Origin of the sequence: Rathayibacter sp. YIM 133350 (assembly GCF_037404875.1) — a bacterium.
Lineage (GTDB): Bacteria > Actinomycetota > Actinomycetes > Actinomycetales > Microbacteriaceae > Orlajensenia.
Window position 1 is genome coordinate 156,910 of sequence record NZ_JBBELO010000022.1, and the last position, 26,999, is coordinate 183,908.

A 26,999-nucleotide genomic window follows, 5' to 3' on the forward strand; every position below is an offset into this window, starting at 1 on the left:
CTGCGCCCGCGTAGGCGAACCAGAACGCAACGGCGACGAAGAAAAGCCCTGTTCCGAGCTCGACAAGCGGGTAGCGCGGTGAGATCGGCTCGCGGCACGTCCTGCATCGACCCCGAAGCAGCAACCACGAGAGCACCGGGATGTTGTCGAACCCTCGGATCCCTTTTCCGCAGGTGGGGCAGGCGCTAGGAGGCGAGACGATCGACATCCCGTTAGGCACCCGGTAAACCACGACGTTGAGGAAGGACCCGATGAGCAGACCGAAAACGCCTGCCGCGATCAGTACGACCCACAGGAGCGGGCTGTTGAAGAAGTCGCTCACGGGCCGTTCGCCCCGCTCGCCTTGAAGGCGGCCGCGACATCCGTGTAGCGCGTGACGCCGTAGGTCGTCGACGTCGGCGTGAGGAATTTCGGCGGTGCGGTGGTGCGCAGGCGCGTGTCGTAGTGGTAATCCTTCACGTAGCCATCCGAGACGCCAGCCACTCCTCCGACAACAGTCGACCCCTTGGACACGGTGCCTCGATACTTCTGCGAAATTGCGCCGAGCACGCGCAGATAACCCCTCTGAGGAGCAGCCTCGTAGTTCTGCACCTGGAACGTATGGGCGACGGAGAGGATCGCAGCTTGGATCGTGCGAGAAGTGTCTGTGAGAAGAGGGGCGCAACTTGTCGCCCGGCTACCGGAGTTGGTCGTGCAGTTCGTCGAACTCTTCATCGGATTCCACACCCATACGGCGTTCTGTCCGACGAGTCCCAAGACATCGACAGCCTGGTCTTTGTAGACGATGTCGCCGGTGACGTAGACGAAGTTCTGAGCGGCGATCGTCAACGCCCCCTTGAGAGTGCCCTTGACGAAAACGTCGCCATTCCGACAGGCATACGCCGGCACGGTCGATGACGATGTCGGCGGAATGACCTCGTTGGTCGCTGGATATTGAATGGTGGTGGTGCTACTCGTGAAGGTCCATCCGGAGGTGGCACCCGACCCCGTGCAGCTGAAATTGCTTGGAGTGGACGACGAAGACGTGTAGTTGGGATCTGTGCTCGAAGTCGGAACGTTCTGGACCCAGATGAGGTTCTGATCTGGAACGTTGATCGTCGCGCCTGCCGTCGACTGAAGGTCGCTGATCTTTCCGCACGAGTCCGGCTTCGCACTGTTGATGCCCGCGGTATAGGAAGGCTGGGTGAACTTCGTCCATGGGGAGACGACGTTCATCTTTCCGTCACCGGTCAGGGTGATGGTCGTCGGGCCTGTGTACATGCACCCCGGTCGCGGGACCTCGGGCAGATCGATCCTGGCTTCCCGTGACATCTGCTGGTTCGTCGGCGGGAAGTCGTACGGAGCGGAGGCCGTCGGTGCGCCCATGTCGTAGACGCCGTCGGCGCACCCAGAAGGCTTCACGAACGGCAGCACTCCAGCGCTCTTCACCTGTCCGGTGAAGTGCGCACCGCAGATGCGAAGGGTGTCGTTCGACTGAACAGGACCATAGAAGGTGTCCGCTGCGGCGAAGTTGATCTCTTGACAGTCGGTGTCGTGCTTCGTGTCCGTTGTGCCGTTCATGACCGCGTAGTCGACCTTGCCGGTCGATGCGTTGATGCAGTTCATGCTCGAGATCTGGGGATCCATGACCTCCAGATCGGTGTAGTAGAGGAAGTCGATGAATCCCTTCTGCTTGAGGTCGACGATCACGCTTCTCGTCGTCTGGCCCACTCGGCCGGTCGAACGGATGCGAATCACGCCCGTTGAGCTGTATCGCGAGTTGTCGACCTCATACCGGAATGAGGCTCGGTTGGCCGAACCCGCGATGTCGGCCCAGGTGTTCGGACCCGTGCCGAGGCCGAAGGCCGGGTTCGCGTTGGCCCCGGTCGGGAGGCTCACGGTGCTCGCGCTGCCCATCGCCACAGTGAAGGGCGCTAACGGGTTGCCGTACTTCTGGTAGGTGCTGTCATTGGACAGACGGCTGCCGTATTCATCGGCCCCGGCGTATGCGGCCGCAAGAGCCGCATCCCAGTTCTGGTCGGTGCGCGCTTTCTTGTACCCGCTGATGCTGAAGCTCACCGCGGTCGTCACCAGGATCAGCATGATCATCGACAGACCGATGACGGCGACGAGCGCGACACCGCCCTCATCGCCACGCAGGCGAAGAGAAGCCGAACGTAGACGATTCATGACACCACTCCAGACCGTCCGAGGTTGGGCATCGTGATCGTATTGACCACAGTGACGAACGGCGCGTTGGGATTGCTCGCGGCTCTCATCGTCACGGTCACCTTGACCGATGCGACAGTCTTCAACAGTGCGGTGGACATACTGCCGGTAACCGGCGTCGTGATGGCCGCCCCATTCGCGTCGTAGTAGGTGAACAGCGGAGTCGTAGTACCGGGCGCAAAGACTCCGCCGAGGTTCCGGCTCGACGTCGCCGTTCCCGGGTAGTTAGGGAAAGTCCAGAACTCGCCGGATGCCGTCGCAGACCAGCGCGACTCGATGAGCTGGCGGGATGTCGCGTCGATTGCGAAGCGAACGATCTGAGGCTTGGGGTAAGCACCGACGGGCTTCACCGATGCATCCACATCGACGTCACTGTAGAGAGTGAGACCTTCTCGCTCGGCCGACAGAAAGGCTGGATCCGGCTGGCTCACAGTCGCTCGTGGGTTCTCGGTGCCGAATCTGATCACGCGATTGAGCTCGTTGACGGCGTTCGAGACTCCCGCCGTCGATTCGTTCGTGTTGCGCGATTGGTACACGGATTTGGCTGTGCTTATGTACAGGCTCGCAACCATCGTCAACACGAGCAGCCCAAGCATGATCGTGACGATGAGTTCGGCTAGTCCAAGTCCAGCCTCCGGCGATTTCGGGCACCGGCGGCCGACACCCGCCAACCGAGCGCCGATCATGGAGCAGCTCGCGGATCGAGTGCGATGAGACCGGTGATGTCTGGACCGAAACCGCTCGTCACACGAGAGACCCGCGGGGCCGGGATCGGCAGCAGAACCGGGCTGGCGTCCGTACCGCTATTCGAGAACAAGCGCCAGCTCCCGTAGGGAAGGGCGATTTTCACGGAGCCGGTCGCGGGGATGACTGCTCCGAACTGGTAGGTCATCGCAGGTGTCGCGGGTGCCGTGCCAACATCGGCACAGGTGGGCTGCCCTGTCAATGGTGTGTCAGGCTCACTTACTGCGACCAGCTTCGCGACGGGTCCACCCGCAACGTTGACGATTCCCATTGGCACGGACAGATTGGCTGAGCCGCCAGGAGCCGCCGTCTGAGCCTGTACTCGTGTGCCAACGAGAGTGGGCGCCGATGCTGGGCCCACCGGATCCCAGGCTTCTGGATCGGGAGACTCACAACCGGCCACTGTCGGCGTCTGAGGCACATACTTGCCAGCGACGGCCTGATAACCAACGGGATACGGGTGTAGCTTCGCGGGATTGGAGACGGCCGTCATCGGCCACAAACCGTAGGTATTGATGAAGGTGGTGTCGAGATTCGTCGGGAGCTTCGCTGCCGGCCCTGGCGAGTTGGATGCGTACGCCAGGGTGTACGTGGCCGCCTGGTCGTACTGGAAGGAGAACGACGCTGAGGAGCCGGCGGCCACCGTTCGAGTGATCGAAGGGCTCGCGTTCTGTGCGTAGTCGATGTAGCCCGCGGTGTTGAGCTTGATCGTGTATGTGCCGGGCGCCACCTGCAGGAGGAAGCTGCATCCGTCTTCGTCGGTCGGTGTCGTCGCTTGGGCTGGCGTCGAAACGAAGGTGACACCTTGAGCACCGCCGCCTGAAGCATCCTTCACGGAGATCAGCAATGTGCCCTTGCTCGGATCGTTGATGCGTCGACTGGGTGCGATCAGGGTGTCAGAGGTGACAGGATTCGTCGACGAGAGCATGCCCGTCCATGTGACGCTGACGCTCACATGCTTGTATTGAAGAGCGCCGCCGGAAGTTCCACAGGTTGCGTCACTGCCGGTGGGGGTGACCCAAGACGTGACACGCGTCACCTTGTACGTGTCGCCAGAGGGAATGGCCACGTCGTAGGAATCAGAGAAGATGTCAAACGGATCGCCGTCGGCCCGCACGCTGTCGATGTCGGAGGAGGCGAGGTTTACGGCGACCTGGCGGGCCTGATTGTCGCGGGTCATGCGCATGGTGTAAGTGAGGGAGTAGGCGATTCCTACGGCGAGCACAGCAAACACCATGAGCGCGACCAGGATCTCGACGATACCGATGCCTGCATCGCCGCTTCGCTCGTTGGGTTCAAGAAATGATCGCATCGCCTCTCCGTCCTCTGCTCGGTGTGCGGGTTCGAGGAATGCGCGAGTGGGGCCGGCGTTCGCCGACCCCACTCGCGTGCGCAGAGCCGTCAGCCATGCGCACGTTAGCTGTTAGTACGTGGGCAGTCCCGTGGTGGCGGCGCATGCCCCTGAAGTCGACGTTGCAGCGGAAACCTTGGCCGACGCAGCTTCAGTGATGACGAAGATCTTGTTTGAGACGCTCTTGGCCGCGATGCAGAACTTCGTTGTGCCGTTCGTTCCGTAAACGGGCGAGGACGATCCATCCGTTGCTACGACGCCGGCCGCGGCCGCGTCGGCAGGAACTACCCCATTGTTACTCGTCTGAGCTGCCACCACCCCGGTCTTCCAGTTAGTGAGGTCAGACTTGGTAGCGCTGTCCTGAGCGTTTCCCTGGATGCCGAGGTACACCGGGATGGCGATAGCGGCCAGGATGCCGATGATGATGACGACGACGAGGAGCTCGATGAGCGTGAAGCCCTTCTGTCCTTCTTCGTCATTCTGCAATGCCGCCCGGCGGTCGCCGAGCGCGGTGAGCATGCTGCGCATGATTGTCCATTCTTGTCCGTAGGGTGACAGTGAAACCGGTCCTGCGGACCAGCCGTTCCTGATGGTATTGGCGACCGTGTCTAGGGCAGAATCCCCCGCGCGGGGGTGATATCCCACGCATCCGACCCCAGATCAGGGGTACTTTCGAGTCCGCCGGAAATCAATAGGCGCGGAGCCGCGGTGAAGAAAATCTGAAGTTCTCGCCGGCTACTTGATGGCGCTGGCGATGCTGAAGATCGGCATGTAGAGGGCGACGACCATCCCGCCGATCACCACGCCAAGGAACGCGATCATGAGTGGCTCGATGGCCGCAGTGAGCTGCTCAGTGGCCGATTCCACCTCTTGGTCGTAGAAGTCGGCGATCTTGTCAAGCATCGTCTCCAAGGAACCGGCATCCTCACCGACCGCGATCATCTGTGTGACCATCGGCGGGAAAACAGGTTGGGCCAGCAGGGGCCCGGAGATCGATTGTCCTTGGCGCACTGATTCAGCGACCTTCTTCAGGGCGTCTTCAATCACCCAGTTCCCGGAGGTCTCGCCCACGATGTTGAGCGCCTGCAGGATGGGAACACCCGAACCGATCATGTTCGAGAAGTTGCGTGCGAACCGCGCGACCGCTATTCGCTTGAGCAGTGACCCGAAGACTGGCAGCTTCAGCTTGATTGGGTCTAGGAACTTTCGAACCCGCTCAGTGTTCTTGTTGCGCGACCACCAAACACTGAATGCGATGCTGCCGATCGCCAAAATCGGCACGATGTAGATCATCGACTTCGAAAGAGTCACCAAGATCTGAGTCGGCAGAGGCAATGCACTGCCGAAGCCCTTGAACATGGTTTCGAAGATGGGGACGATAAAGATGAGCATGATTGCCACGGCAACGACGGACATGATGAGCACGATCACCGGATAGGTGAGCGCCGACTTGATTGTTCCGCGGAGCTTCACTTCCTTCTCGAAGTTCACCGCAACCGAATCCAGCGCCTCATCGAGGAAGCCGCCCGTCTCGCCTGCGCGCACCATGTTGATCATGATCGGCGGGAACGTGTCAGCGTGGCGCTGCATCGCGTCAGAGATCGCGGTGCCCCTTTCCACCTCATCGCGCACCTGAGACAAAATCTTGGCGAGCGGCTTGTTTTCCGTCTGCTCCGCCAGGATGTTGAGGGTTCGGAGCAGCGAGAGGCCCGACCCGATCATGGTCGCCATCTGGCGGCTCATGATCGCGAGGTCCTTGAGCTTCACGCCCTTCGTGAAACCCGGGATCGAGATCTCCTTTTGAAGACCGGTTCCCTCGGCGCTCTCGGTGATGCTGATAGGGGCGATGCCCATCGATCCGAGGCGCACTGCAACAGAGCTCTGGCTGGCGGCCTCGAGCTTCCCCTTGACCTTCTTTCCCTTGGCGTCCCTGCCCGTGTAGGCGAAGGTGAGTGCCGCCATCAGCTGGCCTGCGAGTAGGTGTCGCCGAAGTCGATGCCGCTGGCGGCGATCGCGCGAGCCGAGGCATCCGTCGGAGACTCAGTGCGTTGGATAAGGCGGCTGAGCTCTCCGGGCTCCTGCGCCTTCTCCTCGGCGGCCTTACGCGTGATCGTTCCAGCGTCGACCAGGCTCGCGAGGTGCTGGTCGAGGGTGTGCATTCCTTGATCACGGCCAGCTTGCATCATCGATGCGATCTGGTAGGTCTTGCCCTCACGCACGAGGTTGCTGATGGCCGGCGTCATAACGAGCACCTCGGTTGCCACGACACGGCCGTTGCCACTGGCCTTCTTGACGAGCGTCTGCGTCACCACGCCCTGCAGAGTCGATGCCAACTGCGTCCGTACCTGATCTTGCTGGTGCGGCGGGAACACGTCGATCACGCGGTCGATGGTCTGCGCCGCGCTCTGGGTGTGCAGAGTGGCGAACACCAGGTGGCCGGTCTCGGCCGCCGTGAGCGCCACGGAGATCGTCTCGAGGTCACGGAGCTCGCCGACCAGAATAACGTCGGGGTCCTGACGCAGAACGTGCTTGAGCGCCTGGGCGAAGCTGTGAGTGTCGTGCCCGACCTCGCGCTGGTTCACGAGCGACTTCTTGTGGTTGTGCATGAACTCGATGGGGTCCTCGACCGTCACGATGTGGTCGGCACGGGTGGAGTTCACGAGGTCGATGAGTGCCGCAAGCGTTGTCGACTTACCGGAACCGGTCGGGCCGGTCACGAGCACGAGTCCGCGAGCGAGCGTTGAGAACTTCGCGACGGACGACGGCACACCGAGTTCGTCGAGGGTCTTGATCTCGGTCGGGATGAGACGGAATGCCGCTCCGACGTTCGCGCGCTGCTGATAGATGTTCACGCGGAAGCGGGCGTTCGCCGAGATCGCGTAGGCGAAGTCGAGCTCGAGCTCGCGCTCGAACTTCTTCTTCTGATCTTCGGAGAGGATCGTGTAGATCGCCTGTTTCACCTTGTCGCTCGTCCACACCGGGCCGGGCAGCTGACTCAGTCCGCCGTGCACGCGAATCGTCGGAGCGGTGTTCGCCGTCACATGAAGGTCGGATGCGCCTTGCAGCACGACCTCGGTAAGAGCTTTCACGAGATCACGGTCGGAATCGTCGCGAGCGGTGAGACGCGTCACGTCGCTTTCTTCCGCTTTCGGCCGCTTCGGCGCACCGGGCCGAGCCGGCGCCAACGCCTGAGGAGGCGCAGCGGCCTCTGCAGCCGGCGAGACCGGAACTGCGGGAGCAGTGAGCTTCGGCGGAGTCGGCAGGGGCGCCGCGGATGCAGTACGTTCGGCCGCTCCTGCATCGGGAGAAGATGATGCGGCTGCGGCCGGCGGAACCGGTGGGGCGAACGACGAGGCCGGCGGCGCGAACGGCACGGTCGGTGCCGCCTGCGGGAGCGGGACGGTGGGCGCCGCCTGCGGGAGCGGCACCGTTGGCGTCACGGGCGACACCAGCGCTGCTGCGGACTGGGCGGGTGGGATTGTCGAGACTGCGGAACTCGCACTGACCGATGAAGCAGGCTGCTCTTCCGCGACCGGCTTCGCCTCGGCGACGACAGGCTTCACGTCCGTCTTCGGCGCGGGATGTGGTGCATCAGCTGTCGACACGGTCTGGCCCGGCAGCATCGGCCGCAACCCGTCAGTGAACGGGTTGGGCTCGTCGGTGGCCGCCTCGCGAATTCGCGGACGCGTGGGGAAGGGAGTCGGCTCGGCTGAGTGCGTCTGTGATGCATCGCGCTCCGCCTCCTGCCGCAGCTGAGCGCGCCAATTCGCCTCGAGAGCGTCAGCGATCGGGTCAGTCGCCTGCGAGGGAGTCGACGTCGGAGCCACGGCTGCAGGCGGCACTGGGGCGGTCGGGGTCGGAGGTGTGATGGCGGAGCTCCCCGCGGTTCCCGTGAGCAGGGCCGCCCAGTCCTCGAATGAGATTCCCGAAGGGTTCACCGGCAGGTCGTCTTGCTGGGTCATAGCTTCTCCTTGTTGTCACAGCCGGTCACACGATCACCCGCATGATCTCTTCCACCGAGGTCAGGCCCTGCTGAATCTTCAGCCAGCCGTCCTGACGAAGGGTGCGCATTCCGCCGTTCTTCGCGGCCCGGGCGATGTCGGATGACGCCGCTCGCGAGACCGCCAGGCGCTCGATCTCTTCGCCGACCGCCATCACCTCGTGCAGAGCGAGGCGTCCGCGGTAGCCCGTGTTCGAGCAGCTCGAGCAGCCCTTAGGACCGTAGGTTGCGACCGAACCGACCTCGGGCTCCACGTCGAAGCGCAGGGCGGCGAGCTGGGCGGCATCCGTCACCACGGTTTGCTTGCAGCGTTCGCAGAGCCGGCGCGCGAGACGCTGGGCGACGACGCAATCCAGGGCACTGCCGACGAGGAACGGCTCGATGTCCATCTCTATCAGGCGGGTCACGGCGCTCGGCGCGTCGTTGGTGTGCAGCGTGGAGAGCACGAGGTGGCCGGTGAGCGAGGCCTCGATGGCGATCTGGGCCGTCTCGTGGTCGCGGATCTCACCGAGCAGCACCACATCGGGGTCGCTTCGCAGGATGCTGCGCAGCGCACTCGCGAACGTCAGGCCCGCTTTCGGGTTCACTTGCACCTGGTTGATGCCGGCCATGCGGTACTCGACCGGGTCTTCGACCGTGATCACGTTCACCTCGGGCCGCGCCACGGCGTTCAAGGTGGAGTACAGCGTCGTCGACTTACCGGAACCCGTCGGCCCCGTGACCAGGATCATGCCGTACGGCTTGGAGTACGCGTTCCGATAGATCTCGGAGTTCGCCTCACTCAAACCGAGGTCGCGCAGGTCGAGGCTCGTGTTGGTGTTGTCAAGAATACGCATGACGACTTTCTCGCCCCACACCGTGGGCAGCGTCGCCACGCGCAGGTCGATCTTGCGGCCGCCGGAGTTCACCGACATGCGACCGTCCTGAGGTTTGCGACGCTCGGCGATGTCGATGTCGCTCATGATCTTCAGACGGCTGATGACGCCGTTCTGGATGCTCTTCGGGGCCGACTGCATCTGGTGCAGCACGCCGTCGATGCGATAGCGCACCCCGACGCTGCTCTCCCCCGGCTCGATGTGGATGTCCGAAGCGTGGTCTTCGATGGCCTGACTCACGAGCAGGTTCACGAAGCGCACGATGGGGGCATCGTCTTCGACGTTGTCGCCGACGCTGAAGGCATCCGTCGCCTGGGCGGCGTTCTCTTCTTCGAGCGTGCTCGTGAGGTCGCTCAGCTCGTCGTCGGCGCGGTGATAGCGCGCGATGGCGGCGAGCAAATCGCCACGCTCCGCAACGACCGATACGACCTGCAGACCGGATGCCTGACGCACGTCATCGATGGCGAACACGTCGCCGGGGTTCACCATCGCCACGACGATGCGGCCCGGAGCGAGCGCGATGGGCAGCAGGTTGTAGCGTCGGCACGTGGCCGCGCTCACGAGCGAGACGGCTGCGTGATCGACCGGATAGTCGACGAGTTCTATGAAGGGTGTGCCCGCTTGCGCCGCCCGCGCCTTCGCGAGTTGCAGCTCCGTGACGACGCCGCGTTCAACGAGGCCCCGAACGGCCGATTCGTCGGTCTCGTCCATCGCCATGATCTCGTCGAGATGCTCGATGGGCAGGTGGCCGTGCAGAATGAGGATCTCTGAGAGCGCCGCCACGCTCGACCTCCTGCTCGGATTCCAGGCTGCGGCGAAGAACCCGAGCTGCCGCAGTTTGTGTAGGGGGCAAAGAAGGGTGCTCGGGCGAATTGTTCAGGTAACGGGTCAAGCTAACGGCTTGCACCCGCGTGCGACCAGTCCCTCATCCGGGTCGCACCCCCACGGGTGGTGGCCGCTGCCGGCGGGTTGGGCGCGACTACTCGCGACCGCCAGCCGAACGGATGCCGCGGCTCAGCTCCCGAAGATCGCTGCCACGATGTCGTGGGTATACCCGTCGGGCTGGGCGTTCAGCCAGGAGGTGGCGACCCAGACTCCGTCACGCACGAAGTGGGACTCCCCCGCGACGCCGTCCGCGCTGGGCGCCGTCTCCGTGACGCACCGCGTTCCCTCGAGTTCGTCGTAGCAGGTGAATCCCGCGGCCGACATGCGTGCGAGGGCTGCGGTCTTCTGGTCGTCGGTGACCGCGGCGACGTTCGTCGCGAGGTGGGCGACATCGTTCGGGCCGCCGGGCATCGCCCAGATGCACGTGAGGCGCGTCGTAGCCGCGAGGTCGGCGATCAACTGGTCGTCGCGCGAACCCTCGCGCGTCGTCTTCCCCGATTCCGTCCACTCCGGATTCAGCACGAGCGGCTTCATCTCGGGCGCCCAGTCCTTCATGTAGATCTCCGCGCACGTCGCCGGAATCTCACCGCTCGCAAGCTCGGTCGTCCCGGGGGTCGGCGTCGGGCTGGCAGATGCGACCGGCCGCGACGGCGTCGCCGAGCTGGTCGGCGAGGCGCCTGCCATGCCGCGCGCCTGCATGAACAGAACGCCGGCGACGAGTGCAGCGACGACGAGCACCGCGAGAATCAGCCAGACGATCCACTGGCGCGACCGGCCGATACGGGCGGGAGGAACGTCGCTGCTCATGGCGCCAGAGTACCGGCGACCCGCGTGCGCCGGTGTCAGGGCTTCCACTCAGCCGTGGATGCCCATGGAGGATTAGCGGCACAGCGAGGCTCGTGCAGCACGGCAGAGCCGCTCATCCTGCATCTGCGCGACCCTGAGCGAAGTGAACCGCCTACCGCTATCCCCTGTCGACTCTCCCGCACACCCGACCAGCGCCGCTAGGCTCGAAGCTCCGCAATCGCGAACCTCCACTTTGCAAGGATGCCCATGGGTGTTTCATCCGCGCGCCCGGTCGAGCGCGCTGTCGTGAAGAACGAGCCGCTGCGCTCGATGCTGCGCCTGCTCGCGCCGGCCAAGGGCTCGCTGTCGGTCGCGTCGTTGGCCTTCTTCATCAAGGACAGCCCCATCTGGGCGCTGCCGCCGATCACGGCGGCCATCATCGATGCCGTCGTGGCAGGCGGACCGGTGAGCCGCGTGTTGCTCTGGGCGGGCGTCGCCCTGGTGCTGCTCGCACTGAACTACCCCTTTCACATGGTGTTCGTTCGCATCTCGAGCCGGGTCACGCGCAACCTCGCCGTCGACCTGCGCAACAGCCTCACCGACCGCCTGCAGCGACTGAGCATCGGCTTCCACAACCGGCAGAGTTCCTCGCTCGTGCAGACCAAGGTGGTGCGCGATGTGGAGAACCTGGAGCTCCTCATGCAGCAGGCACTGCCGGTCTTTCTCGCCACGACGGGTTCACTCGTCGGAGCCATCGTGCTCACCTCCATCCAGGTTCCGGCGTTCGTGGCCGTCTTCGCGGTCACCGTGCCCGTCGCGGTCGTGCTGCTGCGCTACATCCGCAGTCGCGCCGGCGATCGCAACGAGGTGTTCCGCCGCGAGGTCGAGCGGCTCTCGGCAGGCGTCGGCGAGATGGCCGCCCTCATCCCGATCACGCGTGGCCACGGACTTGAAGACGTCGCTGCGCTGCGCATCGCCGATCGCGCCGAGCGCGTGCGCACCGCGGGCCATGAACTCGACACCCTGAACGGGCGATTCGGAGCCCTCAGCTGGATCTCGTACCAGTCGCTCGGCATCCTCTGCCTCGTCGGCGCGGCCACGGCATCCATCACGGGCCTTCTGCCCATCACTCCGGGCCAGGTCGTGCTGCTGTCGGCGTACTTCACGCTGCTCACCAGCGGAATCATCAGCCTGCTCAACGTCGCCCCTGTCTTCAGCCGCGGCCTGGAATCGGTGCGCTCCATCGCCGAGGTCATGCAGGATCCCGACCTCGAAGAGAACGAGGGAAGGCAGCGCGTGACGGATGTCGCGGGTCACCTCGCACTGCAACGCGTGGGCTTCTCCTACCCCGACGCGCCGCGGCCGGCCCTGGACGGGATCGACCTCGACATCACCCCGGGTGAGACCCTCGCCCTCGTCGGGCCGAGTGGTTCGGGCAAGTCGACGCTGCTCAACCTCGTGCTCGGCTTCGTGCGCCCCACCTCGGGACGGGTGCTGCTCGACGGCGTCGACATGGCGAGCCTCGACCTGCGCTCGGTGCGCTCCTTCGTCTCCGTTGTGCCGCAGGAGTCGGTGCTGTTCGAGGGCAGCATCCGCGAGAATGTCGCGTACGGCCTCGGCGATGTCCCCGACGAGCGCATTCTCGAGGCGCTGCGCGAGGCGAATGCCCTCGACATCCTCGAGACACACGGCGAGGGCCTCGACGCCGTCGTCGGAGACCGCGGCACCCGCCTCTCGGGTGGACAGCGGCAGCGCCTCGCCATCGCGCGGGCCCTCGTGCGCAATCCCCGCATCCTCGTGCTCGACGAGGCCACCTCTGCGCTCGACGCGGTTTCGGAGGCGAAGGTCAAGCAGGCCCTCTCGGCCCTGTTCCGCGACCGCACGACGCTCATCGCCGCCCACCGGCTCTCCACCATCCGGGAAGCCGACCGCATCGCCTACGTGGAGCACGGCCGCGTGCTCGAACTCGGAAGCCACACCGAGCTCATGGCCGCCGGCGGCAGGTATGCGGCACTCGTGGAACAACAGGCCAGCTGAACGATGCGGTGCCGCGCGCACTGCAGAATGGTGCACTATGGCGCGCTTCGACCTCTCCATCCCCGAACTCGAGACCTACCGGCCCGAGGTGGCCGAGCCCGACGACTTCGACGCATTCTGGCGCCGCACGCTCGATGAGGCGCGACGGTTCCCGGATGCGCCGATCCTCGAGCGCGTGGAGTCACCGCTCACGCAGGTCGAGGTGTACGACCTCACCTTCAACGGCTACGCCGGCCAGCCGGTGAAGGCGTGGTTCCTCGTACCCGCCGGCACCGAGGGCCCGCTGCCGACCGTCGTCGAGTACAACGGCTACGGCGGCGGCCGCGGCCTTCCCCACGAGCGGCTGGCGTGGGCATCCGCCGGCTACGCCTACTTGTTCATGGACACGCGCGGCCAAGGCAGCGTGTGGGGCAGCGGCGGCGACACCGCCGACCCCGACGGCACCGGGCCCTCAGCGCCCGGGTTCATGACCCGCGGCATCGAGAACCCCGAGACCTACTACTACCGCAGGGTCTACACCGATGCGGTGCGCGCCATCGACGCGGTCCGCACCCTCGAGCGTGTCGACCCGGCACGCATCGCCATCTGCGGCGGAAGCCAGGGCGGCGGCATCACCATCGCCGTCGCCGGCCTCGTCGAGGGACTAGTCGCGGCCCTGCCCGACGTGCCGTTCCTCTGCCATTTCGAGCGTGCGATCGGCCTGACGAACGCGTTCCCCTACCAGGAGATCGTCACGTACCTGGCCGTGCACAGCGACCGCATCGCGGAGAGCTACCGCACGCTGTCGTACTTCGACGGCGTCAACTTCGCCAAGCGCGCCACCGCGCCGGCGCTGTTCTCGACCGCGCTGCACGACGAGGTCTGCCCACCATCCACCGTGTTCGCCGCGTTCAACTCCTGGCCGGCCGAGCACGAGATCGAGGTCTACCCGTTCAACGGCCACGAGGGCGGCCGCGGGCACCAGTGGCAGCGGCAGGCGAGCTGGCTCGCCGAACGCATGCTCTGCATCCGCTCCACCGCCGGCACGGTCGCCTGAACCGGCTCTGCTACCCCGCGGGCGGCGGCAGCTCCCCCGATCCACGGTGCACGAGATGTGTGGGTATCTCCACCTGCCGAGTGAAGCCGCTCGCGTCGGCGAGCCGCTCGAGCGCAAGCCGTGCGGCGGCCCGGCCGAGCTCCTTGGTGTCGTAGTCGACGACCGTCACGTCGAGCGCGTCGGCGAGATCGAAGTCGTCGAATCCGATGAGGGCGACGGATGCCTCCACGCCCCGCTCGCGCAGCACCCGGATCGCCCCGGTCGTGGCGCGGTTATTGCCGGTGACGATCGCGGTCGGCGGCTCGTCGAGGTCGAGCAGGTCGCGCACGGGTTGCTCCGTCGTGATGCTCGGGTCGGTCTCGACCCGCTCCCACTTCGCCGTGGAGGTCACACCCACCTCCCGCAGCGCCTCCCGGTAGCCGGCCAGTCGCTCCTGGATGCTGTACATCTCGGACGGGTTGCTCACGAAGGCGATGCGACGATGCCCGAGCGCGGTGAGTGAGCGCACCGCATCCGCCATGCCCTGACGGTTCTGCAGCACCACGGAGTCGGCGAGCAGGTTGCGCGGTGGCCGGTCGACGCTGATCACCGGGGTTCCGAGCTGCCTCTCGCCATCGAGGTAGGACTGGTCGTCGGCGATCGGGATGAGCAGCAGCGCCCGCACCCGCTGCGCCAGCAGCGCGTCGACGACCACGGCCTCGCTGTCGGGGGCGTCATCCGTCGTGGCGAGCAGCATGGTGAGGCCGTGTTGGGCGAGTTCGCGCTCGATTCCTGCGGCGACCGCGAAGTAGAACGGATTGGTGATGTCGCCGATCACGAAGGCCACCGTGTTGGTCACTCCGCCGCGGCGCAGGCTGCTCGCCACGGTGTTCGGCCGGAAGCGCAGCCGCTTCGCCGAACTCAGCACCCGCTCGCGCGTCGCAGGCGCGACCGAGGACGGGTCGACGTAGACGCGCGAGACGGTCTTCGAGCTCACGCCGGCGAGGCGTGCGACGTCGGCGAGCGTGGCACGGGTCTGCGAGGTCAACGGGACTCCTTCGTCTCGGATCTGATGCCGTGGGCGCGACATCGCAGCCACCGTAGCACGCACGACACGCCGAATGTCAACGTGGGACATTCTGCGGACATTTGCCGTGTCCGCATCCGACACACTGCCTGTCACACCCCCTGAAAACAGGGGATGTCGCGTTGTCACATAACAATCGGACACGCATGGACAACGCTGACATTACGCGTTGACGAGAGCGCTCTCCCGCTTCTAGCATGGCCGCACACAGCACCAAGAGATCCCGAAGGCGTGAAGTCGCGGTCGTGCGTGTGCGGATCAACGGTGATACCGAACAGGAGAGAACACAATGGCAAGCAAGCTCATTGCAGGCATCGCGGTGCTCGCCGCGACCACCCTGCTCGCCGGATGCTCGGCGGGCGGCTCGAGCGGCGGTGATCAGAACGGCAAGCCCGAGGGCGAGATCACCGTGCTCACTCAGCGCACCGACCTCGTCGACAACGTCTTCAAGGACTACAAGAAGGCCTTCGAGAAGAAGTACCCCGACGTCACCGTGAAGTTCGAGGCCATCACGAACTACGAGGACGACGTGACCACCCGTATGAACACCAACGACTACGGCGACGTGCTGCTCATCCCCAACTCGGTCACGAAAGACCAGCTGCCCAACTTCTTCGAGCCGCTCGGCAAGGCTGACACCCTCAAGAAGACCTACCGCTTCATCGACGAGCAGACCTACGACGGAGACGCGTACGGCATCGCCATCACCGGCAACGCCTCGGGACTGGTCTACAACAAGAAGGTCTGGCAGGCCGCTGGCGTCACCGAAGACCCCAAGACGCCCGACGAGTTCATCGAAGACCTCAAGACCATCAAGTCCAAGACCGGCGCCGTGCCGCTCTACACCAACTACAAGGACGGCTGGCCCCTCTCCCAGTGGCAGGGAAACCAGGGCACGCCCACGGCCGACTCGGATGCCCCCAACCACTACACCGAGATCGACGCTCCGTGGACGAAGGGCGAGGACTTCTACGCCATCGACTCGCTGCTCTTCGATGCGGTGCACGACAAGCTCACCGAAGACGACCCGCTGACCACCAACTGGGAAGAGTCCAAGGACCTGCTCGGCTCCGGAAAGGTCGCGACGATGCTGCTCGGCTCGTGGGCGATCGTGCAGATGCAGCAGGCGGCGACGGATGCCGGCGGCTCGGCCGACGACATCGGCTACATGCCCTTCCCCCAGCAGGTCGACGGCGCGTTCCACTCGACCATCTCGGGCGACTACAAGAACGCCATCAGCATCCACTCCAAGCACAAGGCCGCGGCCCGCGCCTGGATCGACTGGTTCACCGACGAGTCGGGCTACGCGACCGACCAGGGCGGCGTCTCGCCCCGTCTCGACGGACCGACGCCCGACACGTTGAAGGACTTCGACGCCAACGACGTGAAGTACGTCGAGTTGAACCCGGCTCCGAAGGGCAAGGAGAGCCTGCTCTCCGACATCTACAACGGCGCGGAGATCGACCTCTGGGGCAACGTCTACCGGCAGAAGCTCGTCGACATCGCCCGCGGAGCGGCCGATGGCACGAAGGACAGCTACTTCGACGAACTCAACAAGAAGTGGAAGGACGCCCGCGCCTCGGTCGCCGGCTGACTCCCGCGGATCCCGGCCGGTACGCCTCGCGTCGCCGACCGGGATCCGTCCCCTTTCAACAACCCTTCAACGCCCTCCCCGAGGAGAACCATGTCCGAAGTGAGCACCGCTGGACGGCGCGGCGTCGTCACGGGCGAAGCCGCGCTCGACGCCCTGCGCGCGGATCGCCCGCCGATACCGGCCACGCGACGCAAGAAGACGGTGCTCGAGCGCCTCACCCCGTGGCTCTTCCTGATCGCGCCGCTCGCACTGCTGATCACCTTCACGTTCGTGCCGGTCGGCAACATGATCTGGTACAGCTTCACCTCGTGGAACGGGCTGAACCCCGAGAAGCAGTACGTGGGGTTCGACAACTATCTCGAGGTGCTCACCCGGCCCGAGTTCCTGCAGGTGTTCGCGGTGAGCCTGTACTACATCGCGGCATCCTTCATCCAGATGGCACTCGCGCTCTACTTCGCCACCCTTTTGAGCTTCAACACCTGGTTCCGTAACTTCTTCAAGGGCATCCTGTTCTTCCCGTACCTCATCAACGGCGTGGCCATCGGGTTCGTCTTCCTGTACCTCTTCCAACCGGGCGGAACGCTCGACAGCGCTCTGGCCGCGTTCGGGCTCGGCGACCTCTCGAAGCAGTGGCTCGGCGATCCGGATGTGGTGAACTACTCGCTCGCGGGCACCTCGATCTGGCGCTACATGGGCCTGAACTTCGTGCTCTTCCTCGGCGCCATCCAGTCCATCCCCGGAGAGCTCTACGAGGCAGCCGAACTCGACGGCGCCAACCGGTGGCACGAGTTCCGGTACATCATCATGCCCGGCATCCGCCGCATCATCGGGCTGAGCTTCATCCTCGCGATCTCCGGCAGCCTGGCGGTCTTCGAGATCCCCTACGTGATGACGGGGGGCGCCAACGGCTCGATGACCTTCGTGATCAAGACCGTGCAGGAGGCGTTCGTCTACCGAAAGGTGGGCCTGGCCTCGGCGATGGCGGTCGTGCTGCTCATCGTCGTGCTCGTCGTCACTGTCGTTCAGCGAAAGCTCTTCCCCGACGAGAAGGTGGACCTCACATGATCGGCCGCGTCTCTGCCTCCACCGGCAAGTACGTCAGCCTCATCGTTGCTGCGCTCGTCGCCATCGTGCCCCTCGGCGTGGTTGTCATCGCGAGTTTCAAGACGGCGAGGGAGTTCGCGAACACGGGCCCGTTCGACCTGCCGACGAACTGGTTCAACTTCGCCAACTACGTGACGGCGTTCACCAAGGGCAACATGCTGCTCGGCTTCGCCAACACGACCTTCATCCTCATCGTCTCGCTCGCCGGCACCATCCTCATCGGAACGATGACCGCCTATGCGATCGACCGGTTCGACTTCAAAGGCAAGTGGCTCGTGGTGGGGGCGTTCCTGCTCGCCACCCTCGTGCCCGGTGTGACGACGCAGGTCGCGACCTTCCAGGTGGTCAACGCGCTCGAGCTGTTCAACACCCGCTGGTCGGCCATCGCACTGTTCCTCGGCACCGACATCGTCTCGATCTACCTCTTCATCCAGTTCATGGCGTCGATACCGAAGTCGCTCGACGAGGCGGCCATGATCGACGGCGCCAATCGCTGGAGCATCTATTGGCGCATCGTGCTGCCGTTGCTGAAGCCCGCCATCGCGACGGTGGTCATCATCAAGGGCATCGCCATCTACAACGAGTTCTACATCCCGTTCCTCTATATGCCCTCCGCCGACCTCGGGGTCATCTCCACGTCGCTGTTCCGGTTCAAGGGGCCTTTCGGGGCTCACTGGGAGATCATCACTGCGGGTACCATCCTGGTCATCGTCCCGACCTTCATCATCTTCCTGTTCCTGCAGCGTTACATCTATCGCGGCCTCACCTCCGGAGCGACCAAGTAATGAGCATCACGACCACTGTTCTCACCGACGGCTGGACCCTCTCCCTTCTCGACGGGCCGGCGCCGGATGCAGTGCGCACCGCATCCGTTCCCGCGACCGTTCCCGGATCGGTGCACACCGACCTGCTGGCGGCGGGGCTGATTCCCGACCCCTATCTCGACGACAACGAGAGGCTGCTCGCCTGGATCGGCCTGTGCGACTGGCGCTACACGCGGGTGTTCGAGCGGCCGGCTGACGCGGGGTCCGCATCCGACCCCTCCGCAGCCGACCCTTCTGTGGTCGAGCTCGCCTTCGACGGCCTCGACACCGTCGCGACGGTGCGACTGAACGGCGAGGTGATCGCCGAGACGCGCAACATGCATCGCTCCTACCGCTTCGACATCACCGAGCGGGTGCGCCCAGGCGAGAACACGCTCGAGGTCGACTTCGCCTCACCCATCCGGTACGCGGATGCGCAGAGCCTCGCGCTCGGCTATCGGCCGCATGTGAACTACCATCCGTACAACGCCGTCCGCAAGATGGCGTGCAGCTTCGGATGGGACTGGGGCATCGACACGTCGAGCTCCGGGCTCTGGCGACCGGCCGCGATTCAGGAGTGGTCGACCGCGCGACTGGCCTCCGTGCGCCCGGTCGCCCGAGTGCAGGGTTCCGCAGGCATGCTCGAGGTGCACGTCGACGTCGCGCGGGCACCGCGCGCATCGGCGTCCACCCCGCTCACCGTGTCGGCGTCGATCGCCGGAACCACGGCATCCGTCGAGATGGGCGCCGAGGAGACCACCGCCGTGCTGCGCCTGCAGGTCGACGACGTCGACCTCTGGTGGCCGCGCGGCTACGGCGAGCAGCCGCTCTACGACGTCGAGGTCACACTGAGTGCCGAGGGCGGCGAGCTCGACAGCGCGCACAAGCGCGTCGGCTTCCGCACCGTGGAGTTCGACACGACCCCGGATGCGGCGGGAACGCCGTTCACCATCGTCGTGAACCGTCAGCCGGTGTTCGTGAAGGGCGCCAACTGGATTCCCGACGATGCCTTCCCCCACCGCGTCGATCGCGCCCGCTACGCACGACGGCTCGAGCAGGCGGAGTTCGCCGGGCTCAACCTCATCCGTGTGTGGGGCGGCGGTATCTACGAGTCCGAGGACTTCTACGACCTCTGCGATGAGCGCGGCCTGCTCACCTGGCAGGACTTCCTGCTCGCCTGCGCCGCCTATGCCGAAGAGGACCCGTTGTTCGGCGAGATCGAGGCGGAGGCGCGCGAGGCGGTGACGCGCCTGGCGTCGCATCCGTCGCTCGTGGTGCTGAACGGCAACAACGAGAACGTCTGGGGCTACGCCGACTGGAACTGGGAGCTACGCCTCGAGGGACGCACCTGGGGTGCCGGGTACTACTACGACCTGTTCCCGGGCATCGTCGCCGAGCTCGCACCGCACATCGGATACACGCCGGCGAGCCCGTTCTCGCCCGATCGCGACGCCCATCCGAACGACCCCGACCAAGGCACCATGCACATCTGGGACCTGTGGAACCAGAAGGACTACCCGCACTACCGCGACTACAGCCCGCGGTTCGTGTCGGAGTTCGGCTGGCAGGCGCCGCCCACCTGGTCGACGCTCACCCGGTCGCTGCATGATGACCCGCTCACGCCCGAGTCTCCGGGCATGCTCGTGCACCAGAAGGCGATGGAGGGCAACGTCAAGCTCACCGACGGGCTCGTGCGCCACCTGCCGCTGCCGAACGAGATCGAGGACTGGCACTGGGCGATGCAGCTCAACCAGGCCACCGCGATCACGACGGCCGTGGAGTACTTCCGCTCGCTCACACCGCACTGCATGGGCTCGATCGTGTGGCAGCTCAACGACTGCTGGCCCGCCACCTCGTGGGCGGCTGTCGACGGAGACGAGCGGCCCAAGCCGCTGCTGCATGCCCTGCGGAACGCCCATGCCGATCGTCTTGTGACGCTGCAGCCCCATGGGGAAGGCCTCGCGGCCGTGCTCGTCAACGACACCGGCGAGGAGTGGGCGGGTGAGCTCGTGCTCGCGCGGCACTCGTTCGCGGGCGGGGCGCTGGCCGAGCACCGCGAACAGGTGAGCGTTCCCGCCCGTTCTGCGGTCACTGTAGCCCTGCCCGACGAGATCGCGACGACGACGGATGCCGCGTCGCAGCTCGTGCGGGCTTCGCTCGGCGAGCAGCACGGCGAGCAGCACGGCGAGTGGTTCTTCGCGGAGTACCGCGACAGCGCGCTCGGGCATGCGCGGCTGCAGGCATCCGTCGTGCCCGCCGACGACGGCTATGCGCTCAGTGTGCACGCGGAGACGCTCGTGCGTGACCTGACCGTGCTCATCGACAAGGTCGACCCCGATGCGCGCGTCGATTCCGCGCTCGTGACGCTGCTGCCCGGTGAATCGGCGGTCTTCCGCATCCGGTCCTCGCAGGAGCTGGCGCTCGAGCAGCTGACCGACGCTCGGGTGCTGCGCAGCGCCAACCAGCTGGTGGCTCGATGAGCGGGATCGACGACGTCCTATCCTCCGCGGTCTGCGGCATGACGTGGGGGTGGACCGGCATTCGCGGCACGTGGGGCACGGATGCCGCCCGCTCGTCGATGCGGGCGATGACCGAGTACGGCGCGAACTGGACCGCGATCGCATACGCGGCGGTGCAGGAGAGCGCGCAGTCCACGGCCGTGCCGTACACCGAGGCGCCGACCGTGACGGATGACGAAGTCGTCTGGGCCATCCGCGAGGCGAAGGCCCACGGGCTGAAGGTGTGCCTGAAGCCGGTCGTGAACGTGGCCGACGGCACCTGGCGGGCATACATCGGCTTCTTCGACTGGGACGTTCCCGGCGAACCGGCGTGGGGAGAGTGGTTCGCGTCGTACACCGCGTTCATCGTGCACGCCGCCGAGATCGCCGAGCGCGAGGGCTGCGAGATGCTCTGCATCGGCTGCGAGATGGTGCGCGCCGACGGGCGCGAGGCGCAGTGGCGGGCGCTCGTGGCATCCGTTCGCGCGGTCTACTCGGGCATCGTCACCTACAACTGCGACAAGTACCAGGAAGACCACGTCACCTGGTGGGATGCGGTCGACGTCGTGAGCTCGAGCGGGTACTACCCGATCGAGAGCTGGGAGGCGCAGCTCGACCGCATCGAGGCTGTGGTGCAGGCGACGGGGAAGCCGTTCGTGTTCATGGAGGCCGGCTGCCCGAGCCGCGCGGGTTCGGCGCTGCGACCGAACGACTGGGCGCTTCCGGGCGAGCCGTCGCAGCACGAGCAACTCGATTACTATGAAGCGATGTTCGCAGCCTGCGAGCGGCGCCCCTGGATGCGCGGCTTCTTTCTGTGGGACTGGCCGCCGGCGTTGTATCCGGCCGAGACGGCCGCCGTCAACGACGACTACTGCGTGTACGGCAAGTCCGCCGGAGCGTTCCTGACCGAGCGGTACCGCTCCTGGCAATCAGTAGGAGAACCATGACCTCGTGCGCCCTCGCCGTCGATGCGGGCCAGACGGGCATCAAGGTGCGCCTGGCGAACGGTGAGGGCGACCGCACCTTCGATTTCGCCGGCATCCGCACCGACCGGCCCCTCATCCCCCAGCTCGCGGGCGTCGTCGTGGCGGTCGTCGAAGAGACCGGGCTCGACATCGACGTCGTGAGCTTCGGTGTCTCGGGTCTCACCGCGCAGCAGACCGAGCCGGAGCAGCTGCTCTCGGCGTTGCGGCCGTTCCGGGTACGCGAGGTCTACCTCGCCCACGACTCCATCACGGCCTACCTCGGCGCCATGGGAGATCGGCCCGGGGCGGTCGTCGCATCCGGAACCGGCGTCGTGACGCTTGGAGTCGGCTCAGCCGGAGTCGCCCGCGTCGACGGATGGGGTTACCTCATCGGCGACGCCGGCAGCGGCTACTCGCTCGGCCGGGCGGCGCTCGACGCCGTTCTGCGCGCGCACGATGGTCGAGGTGCCGCGACGGCGCTCACCGAACGGGTGCAGCGCGAGTTCCCCGATCTGGAGGCGGCCTACGTTCAGCTGCAGAGCGACGAGGGGCGCGTGCGGCGCATCGCCGCCTACGCGGCGGTCGTGGCAGAGCTCGCGCCGACGGATGTGGTGGCCGCCGCCATCATCCGTGCCGCCGGGGCCGAGCTGGCGCTCTCCGCGCTGACCGCGCTGCGGCGGGCCGGCGAGCACGTGAACCCGCGCGCCGCCGTGCGCGGCATCGGCGGCGTCTTCCGCTCCCCCGAGCTGGGCGCCGCGTTCGCGGAGGCCGTGCGTGAGACGCTGCCGGAGGCCGACATCCGCCCGGGCGACGCGCATCCGCTCGACGGAGCCGCCCTGTTGCCGAGCATCGTGGCGGGAAACCCGCTGCACGCGCACATCGCGACCGCCCGCGCGTAGGCGCCGCGGGTCCCCTCCCAAAAGCGAGGAGATTCCGAAAAACGAGGCGATCCTCCCCGACACGCGGCGTTTCGCGCGTACCGGCCGCCGTGTCGGCAGAAATCGCCTCGCTTCTCGGAATCTCCTCGCTTTTCGGTCCCGGCGAGTCCCGGCTGACACCGCTCCCCACAACGAGAAAGGGCCCGCATCCAACGGATGCGGGCCCTTTCTTCGTACGGGTGACTAGCTGTAGTTGCCCGGGGTGAAGTCGTCGCTCGAGAACGAGTCGAAGTCGACGAACGAGAGGTCACCCTCGCTGAACGAGGTGTCCTCGGCGAAGATGCGGTTCGGGTAACGCTCCGCCTTCGCCTCCTCCGTCGGCTCGACCGTCACGTCACGGTACTTCGCCAGGCCGGTGCCGGCCGGGATCAGCTTTCCGATGATGACGTTCTCCTTGAGACCGATCAGCGGGTCGCGCTTGCCCTCCATGGCGGCCTGCGTGAGAACACGCGTGGTCTCCTGGAACGACGCGGCCGACAGCCACGACTCCGTCGCGAGGGACGCCTTGGTGATACCCATGACCTCCTGGCGAGCGGATGCCGTCTTGCGGCCCTCGGCGAGAGCAGCCCGGTTGATCTCGTTGTACTTCGAGCGGTCGACCAGCTCACCCGGCAGCAGATCGGTGTCGCCGTGGTCGACGACGGTGACCTTGCGCAGCATCTGCCGCACGATCACCTCGATGTGCTTGTCGTGGATCGGAACACCCTGCGAGCGGTAGACATCCTGAACACCGTTCACGAGCTGCTTCTGCACCTCGCGAACACCCTTGACGCGAAGGACTTCCTTCGGGTCGAGCGTTCCGACGATCAGCTGCTGGCCGAGGTCGACGTGCTGGCCGTCTTCCACGAGCAGCGTCGAGCGCTTGAGCACGGTGTAGACGATCGCCTCGTCGCCGTTGTCGGGCGTGAGGATGACACGACGACCGCGGTCGGTGTCTTCGATCGTGATGCGACCGGGAGCCTCGACGATGGGCGACGCACCCTTGGGGGTACGAGCCTCGAAGAGCTCCTGAACACGCGGCAGACCCTGGGTGATGTCGGCAGCGGATGCCGAACCACCGGTGTGGAAGGTACGCATGGTCAGCTGGGTTCCGGGCTCACCGATCGACTGCGCCGCTATGATGCCGGCGGCCTCACCGATGTCGACGAGCTTTCCGGTGGCCAGCGAACGGCCGTAGCACTTCGCGCAGACACCGACGGCCGACTCGCAGGTGAGCACGGAGCGCACCTTGATCGACTCGACACCCGCGGCGACGAGCTCGTTGATGAGCACGTCTCCGACGTCGGCACCGGCCTCGGCGATGACCTCGCCCGCCGTGTTGACGGCATCCGCGGCGAGGTTGCGCGAGAACACGGAGTTCTCGACGTTCGCGTCGCGGGTGGGCTTGCCGGCTGCGTCGAGCACGACGTTGCCGTCTGCGTCACGCGCCACGATCGCAAGGTCGAGACCCTTCGTCGTGCCGCAGTCCTCCTCGCGGATGATGACATCCTGCGACACGTCCACCAGACGACGGGTCAGGTAACCCGAGTCGGCGGTACGCAGGGCGGTGTCGGCCAGACCCTTACGGGCACCGTGCGTGGCGATGAAGTACTCCGCAACCGACAGCCCCTCGCGGTACGAGGAGATGATCGGACGCGGGATGATCTCGCCCTTCGGGTTGTTCACGAGGCCTCGCATGCCGGCGATGTTGCGCACCTGCAGCCAGTTACCACGAGCACCCGAGGTCACCATGCGGTTGATGGTGTTGTCGGCCGGGAAGTTCTCGCGCATGGCCACGGCGACGTCATCCGTCGCCTTGGTCCAGATCTGGATGAGCTCCTGGCGACGCTCGAGGTCGGTGATGAGACCCTTCTCGAACTGACCGGTGACCTTGGCGGCCTGCTTCTCGTAACCCTGCACGATCTCGCGCTTGTTCGGCGGCGTGAGGATGTCGCTGAGCGCGACGGTCACACCGGAACGGGTCGCCCAGCGGAAGCCGGCGTCCTTGATCCGGTCGAGGGTCGCAGCGACCTCCACCTTCGGGTACCGCTCGGCGAGGTCGTTGACGATCGCCGAGATGGTGCCCTTGTCGGCCACCTTGAACACGAACGGGTAGTCCGTGGGCAGGGCCTCGTTGAACAGCGCCTGGCCGAGGCTGGTCTCGAGCAGCATCGTGCCCTCGACCTTGCCCGACTCGGTCTGCACGCCGAGGCGGGCAGCGTCGTCATCGCTCAGGTAGACATCCGCGATGCGGATGCGCGCCTTGGCGTTCAGGTCGAGCGACTTCTGGTCGAACGCGAGAATCGCCTCGCTGACCGACGAGAACGCACGGCCTTCGCCCTCCGCACCCTCCTTGATGGTGGTGAGGTGGTGCAGGCCGATGATCATGTCCTGCGAGGGCAGGGTGACCGGGCGTCCGTCGGAGGGCTTCAGGATGTTGTTCGAAGCGAGCATCAGGATGCGCGCCTCGGCCTGGGCCTCGACCGAGAGGGGGAGGTGAACGGCCATCTGGTCGCCGTCGAAGTCCGCGTTGAACGCGGCGCAGACGAGCGGGTGCAGCTGGATGGCCTTACCCTCAACGAGCTGCGGCTCGAAGGCCTGGATGCCGAGGCGGTGCAGCGTGGGTGCGCGGTTCAGCAGAACCGGGCGCTCACGGATGATCTCCTCGAGCACGTCCCACACCTGGGGGCGCGAACGCTCCACCATGCGCTTGGCGGCCTTGATGTTCTGAGCGTGGCTCAGGTCGATCAGGCGCTTGATCACGAACGGCTTGAACAGCTCCAGGGCCATCTGCTTGGGCAGACCGCACTGGTGCAGCTTGAGCTGCGGGCCGACCACGATGACCGAACGGCCCGAGTAGTCCACGCGCTTGCCGAGCAGGTTCTGGCGGAAGCGACCCTGCTTTCCCTTGAGCATGTCGCTCAGGGACTTCAGGGCCCGGTTGCCGGTGCCCGTGACGGGACGACCGCGACGACCGTTGTCGAACAGCGCGTCAACGGCCTCCTGCAGCATGCGCTTCTCGTTGTTCACGATGATCTCGGGAGCACCGAGGTCGAGCAGGCGACGCAGGCGGTTGTTGCGGTTGATCACACGACGGTAGAGGTCGTTGAGGTCGGAGGTCGCGAAGCGGCCACCGTCGAGCTGCACCATCGGGCGCAGCTCCGGCGGGATGACCGGAACGACATCCAGCACCATGGCGGCCGGCGAGTTGCCGGTGGCCAGGAACGAGCTCACGACGCGCAGTCGCTTGATGGCGCGGATCTTCTTCTGACCCTTGCCCTCGACGATCTGCAGGTGCAGGCTCTCGCTCTCGGCGGCCAGGTCGAAGGCCAGCAGGCGCTTCTTGATGGCCTCGGCGCCCATGTAGGCCTCGAAGTACATGCCGAAGCGGTCCTGAAGCTCGTGGAAGACGCTGTCTTCGGGCTTCAGGTCGCCGACCTTGAGGGTGCGGAAGTCCTCCCACACGCGCTCGAGGTGAGCGATCTGCTCATCCGCAGACTTGCGGATGCCGGCCATCTCCTTCTCGGCACCGTCGCGCGTGCGCTTCTTGGCGTCGGACTTAGCGCCCTCCTCCTCGAGCGCTGCGAGGTCTTCCTCGAGCTTGGCCAGGCGGCTCGCGATGCGGGAGTCCCGCTGGTCGCCGATGGTCTTGATCTCGAGGCGCAGCTCGTTCTCGAGACCGGGCATGTCCTGGTGACGGCCCTCCTCGTCGACCGAGATGACCATGTAGGCGGCGAAGTAGATGACCTTCTCGAGGTCCTTCGGCGCCATGTCGAGCAGGTAGCCCAAGCGCGAGGGAACGCCCTTGAAGTACCAGATGTGGGTCACCGGAGCGGCGAGCTCGATGTGGCCCATGCGCTCGCGGCGCACGGACGACTTGGTGACCTCGACACCGCAGCGCTCGCAGACGATGCCCTTGAAGCGCACGCGCTTGTACTTGCCGCACGAGCACTCCCAGTCACGGGAAGGTCCGAAGATCTGCTCACCGAACAGACCGTCCTTCTCGGGCTTGAGGGTGCGGTAGTTGATGGTCTCGGGCTTCTTGACCTCACCGTAGGACCACTTGCGGATGTCCTCTGCGGTGGCCAGGCCAATACGAAGCTCGTCAAAAGTTGTTGCGTCGAGCAATT

18 protein-coding genes and 1 pseudogene are annotated in these 26,999 nt (G+C 65.6%); 8 read left to right on the top strand and 11 right to left on the bottom strand.

Going from position 1 to position 26,999, the window contains the following annotated elements; all coding sequences use genetic code 11:
* Positions 1-31: 31 nt before the first annotated feature.
* The 9 genes and pseudogenes from WDJ51_RS06960 to WDJ51_RS07000 all read right to left on the bottom strand — a co-directional run.
* Positions 32-322, bottom strand: a pseudogene (locus tag WDJ51_RS06960) (prepilin peptidase); the annotation flags it as partial.
* Positions 319-2,169, bottom strand: coding sequence for a hypothetical protein (locus WDJ51_RS06965; protein WP_337851707.1), 1,851 nt, complete (start codon positions 2,167-2,169; stop codon positions 319-321). The gene WDJ51_RS06965 and the pseudogene WDJ51_RS06960, both read right to left, overlap by 4 nt.
* Entirely contained in the window at positions 2,166-2,894 is a 729-nt protein-coding gene (locus WDJ51_RS06970) for a hypothetical protein (RefSeq protein ID WP_337851708.1), read from the bottom strand. The genes WDJ51_RS06965 and WDJ51_RS06970 overlap by 4 nt, the downstream gene beginning before the upstream one ends.
* Positions 2,891-4,264, bottom strand: coding sequence for a type IV pilus modification PilV family protein (locus tag WDJ51_RS06975; protein ID WP_337851709.1), 1,374 nt, complete (start codon positions 4,262-4,264; stop codon positions 2,891-2,893). Before WDJ51_RS06975 ends, WDJ51_RS06970 begins: the two co-directional genes overlap by 4 nt.
* A gap of 111 nt (positions 4,265-4,375) precedes the next feature.
* Positions 4,376-4,831, bottom strand: a complete 456-nt coding sequence (locus WDJ51_RS06980) for a type II secretion system protein (RefSeq protein WP_337851710.1) — start codon at positions 4,829-4,831, stop codon at positions 4,376-4,378.
* Positions 4,832-5,038: 207 nt separating this feature from the next.
* Entirely contained in the window at positions 5,039-6,265 is a 1,227-nt protein-coding gene (locus tag WDJ51_RS06985) for a type II secretion system F family protein (protein ID WP_337851711.1), read from the bottom strand.
* On the bottom strand, positions 6,265-7,434 hold the full coding sequence (locus WDJ51_RS06990; RefSeq protein ID WP_337851712.1) for a type IV pilus twitching motility protein PilT: 1,170 nt from the start codon (positions 7,432-7,434) through the stop codon (positions 6,265-6,267). Before WDJ51_RS06990 ends, WDJ51_RS06985 begins: the two co-directional genes overlap by 1 nt.
* Before the next feature lie 856 nt (positions 7,435-8,290).
* Positions 8,291-9,961, bottom strand: coding sequence for a GspE/PulE family protein (locus tag WDJ51_RS06995; RefSeq protein WP_337851713.1), 1,671 nt, complete (start codon positions 9,959-9,961; stop codon positions 8,291-8,293).
* A gap of 231 nt (positions 9,962-10,192) precedes the next feature.
* Complete coding sequence (locus WDJ51_RS07000; RefSeq protein WP_337851714.1) at positions 10,193-10,870, bottom strand: hypothetical protein; 678 nt, start codon at positions 10,868-10,870, stop codon at positions 10,193-10,195.
* Between the two features lie 246 nt (positions 10,871-11,116).
* Between WDJ51_RS07000 and WDJ51_RS07005 the strand changes: the two genes are divergently transcribed.
* Positions 11,117-12,886: an ABC transporter ATP-binding protein gene (locus WDJ51_RS07005; protein WP_337851715.1), complete on the top strand. Its 1,770-nt coding sequence runs from the start codon at positions 11,117-11,119 to the stop codon at positions 12,884-12,886.
* Between the two features lie 37 nt (positions 12,887-12,923).
* Complete coding sequence (locus WDJ51_RS07010; RefSeq protein WP_337851716.1) at positions 12,924-13,922, top strand: acetylxylan esterase; 999 nt, start codon at positions 12,924-12,926, stop codon at positions 13,920-13,922.
* A gap of 10 nt (positions 13,923-13,932) precedes the next feature.
* Here WDJ51_RS07010 and WDJ51_RS07015 read toward each other — a convergent pair whose 3' ends face one another.
* A complete protein-coding gene (locus WDJ51_RS07015) occupies positions 13,933-14,949 on the bottom strand; it encodes a LacI family DNA-binding transcriptional regulator (protein WP_337851717.1) in 1,017 nt (338 codons plus the stop codon).
* Between the two features lie 328 nt (positions 14,950-15,277).
* Between WDJ51_RS07015 and WDJ51_RS07020 the strand changes: the two genes are divergently transcribed.
* The 6 genes from WDJ51_RS07020 (at position 15,278) to WDJ51_RS07045 (ending at position 22,851) form a co-directional block, all read left to right on the top strand.
* Entirely contained in the window at positions 15,278-16,582 is a 1,305-nt protein-coding gene (locus WDJ51_RS07020) for an ABC transporter substrate-binding protein (protein WP_337851718.1), read from the top strand.
* 90 nt (positions 16,583-16,672) lie between these two features.
* Complete coding sequence (locus WDJ51_RS07025; RefSeq protein ID WP_337851719.1) at positions 16,673-17,647, top strand: carbohydrate ABC transporter permease; 975 nt, start codon at positions 16,673-16,675, stop codon at positions 17,645-17,647.
* Positions 17,644-18,471, top strand: a complete 828-nt coding sequence (locus WDJ51_RS07030) for a carbohydrate ABC transporter permease (protein ID WP_337851720.1) — start codon at positions 17,644-17,646, stop codon at positions 18,469-18,471. The genes WDJ51_RS07025 and WDJ51_RS07030 overlap by 4 nt, the downstream gene beginning before the upstream one ends.
* Positions 18,471-20,969, top strand: a complete 2,499-nt coding sequence (locus WDJ51_RS07035; protein ID WP_337851721.1) for a glycoside hydrolase family 2 protein — start codon at positions 18,471-18,473, stop codon at positions 20,967-20,969. The genes WDJ51_RS07030 and WDJ51_RS07035 overlap by 1 nt, the downstream gene beginning before the upstream one ends.
* Entirely contained in the window at positions 20,966-21,934 is a 969-nt protein-coding gene (locus WDJ51_RS07040; protein ID WP_337851722.1) for a glycoside hydrolase family 113, read from the top strand. The genes WDJ51_RS07035 and WDJ51_RS07040 overlap by 4 nt, the downstream gene beginning before the upstream one ends.
* Positions 21,931-22,851, top strand: coding sequence for an N-acetylglucosamine kinase (locus WDJ51_RS07045; protein ID WP_337851723.1), 921 nt, complete (start codon positions 21,931-21,933; stop codon positions 22,849-22,851). Before WDJ51_RS07040 ends, WDJ51_RS07045 begins: the two co-directional genes overlap by 4 nt.
* Before the next feature lie 222 nt (positions 22,852-23,073).
* Here WDJ51_RS07045 and rpoC read toward each other — a convergent pair whose 3' ends face one another.
* Positions 23,074-26,997 carry a DNA-directed RNA polymerase subunit beta' gene (gene rpoC / locus WDJ51_RS07050; RefSeq protein ID WP_337851724.1) on the bottom strand — a complete coding sequence of 1,308 codons (3,924 nt, stop codon included), beginning with the start codon at positions 26,995-26,997 and terminating at the stop codon, positions 23,074-23,076.
* Positions 26,998-26,999 lie beyond the last annotated feature (2 nt).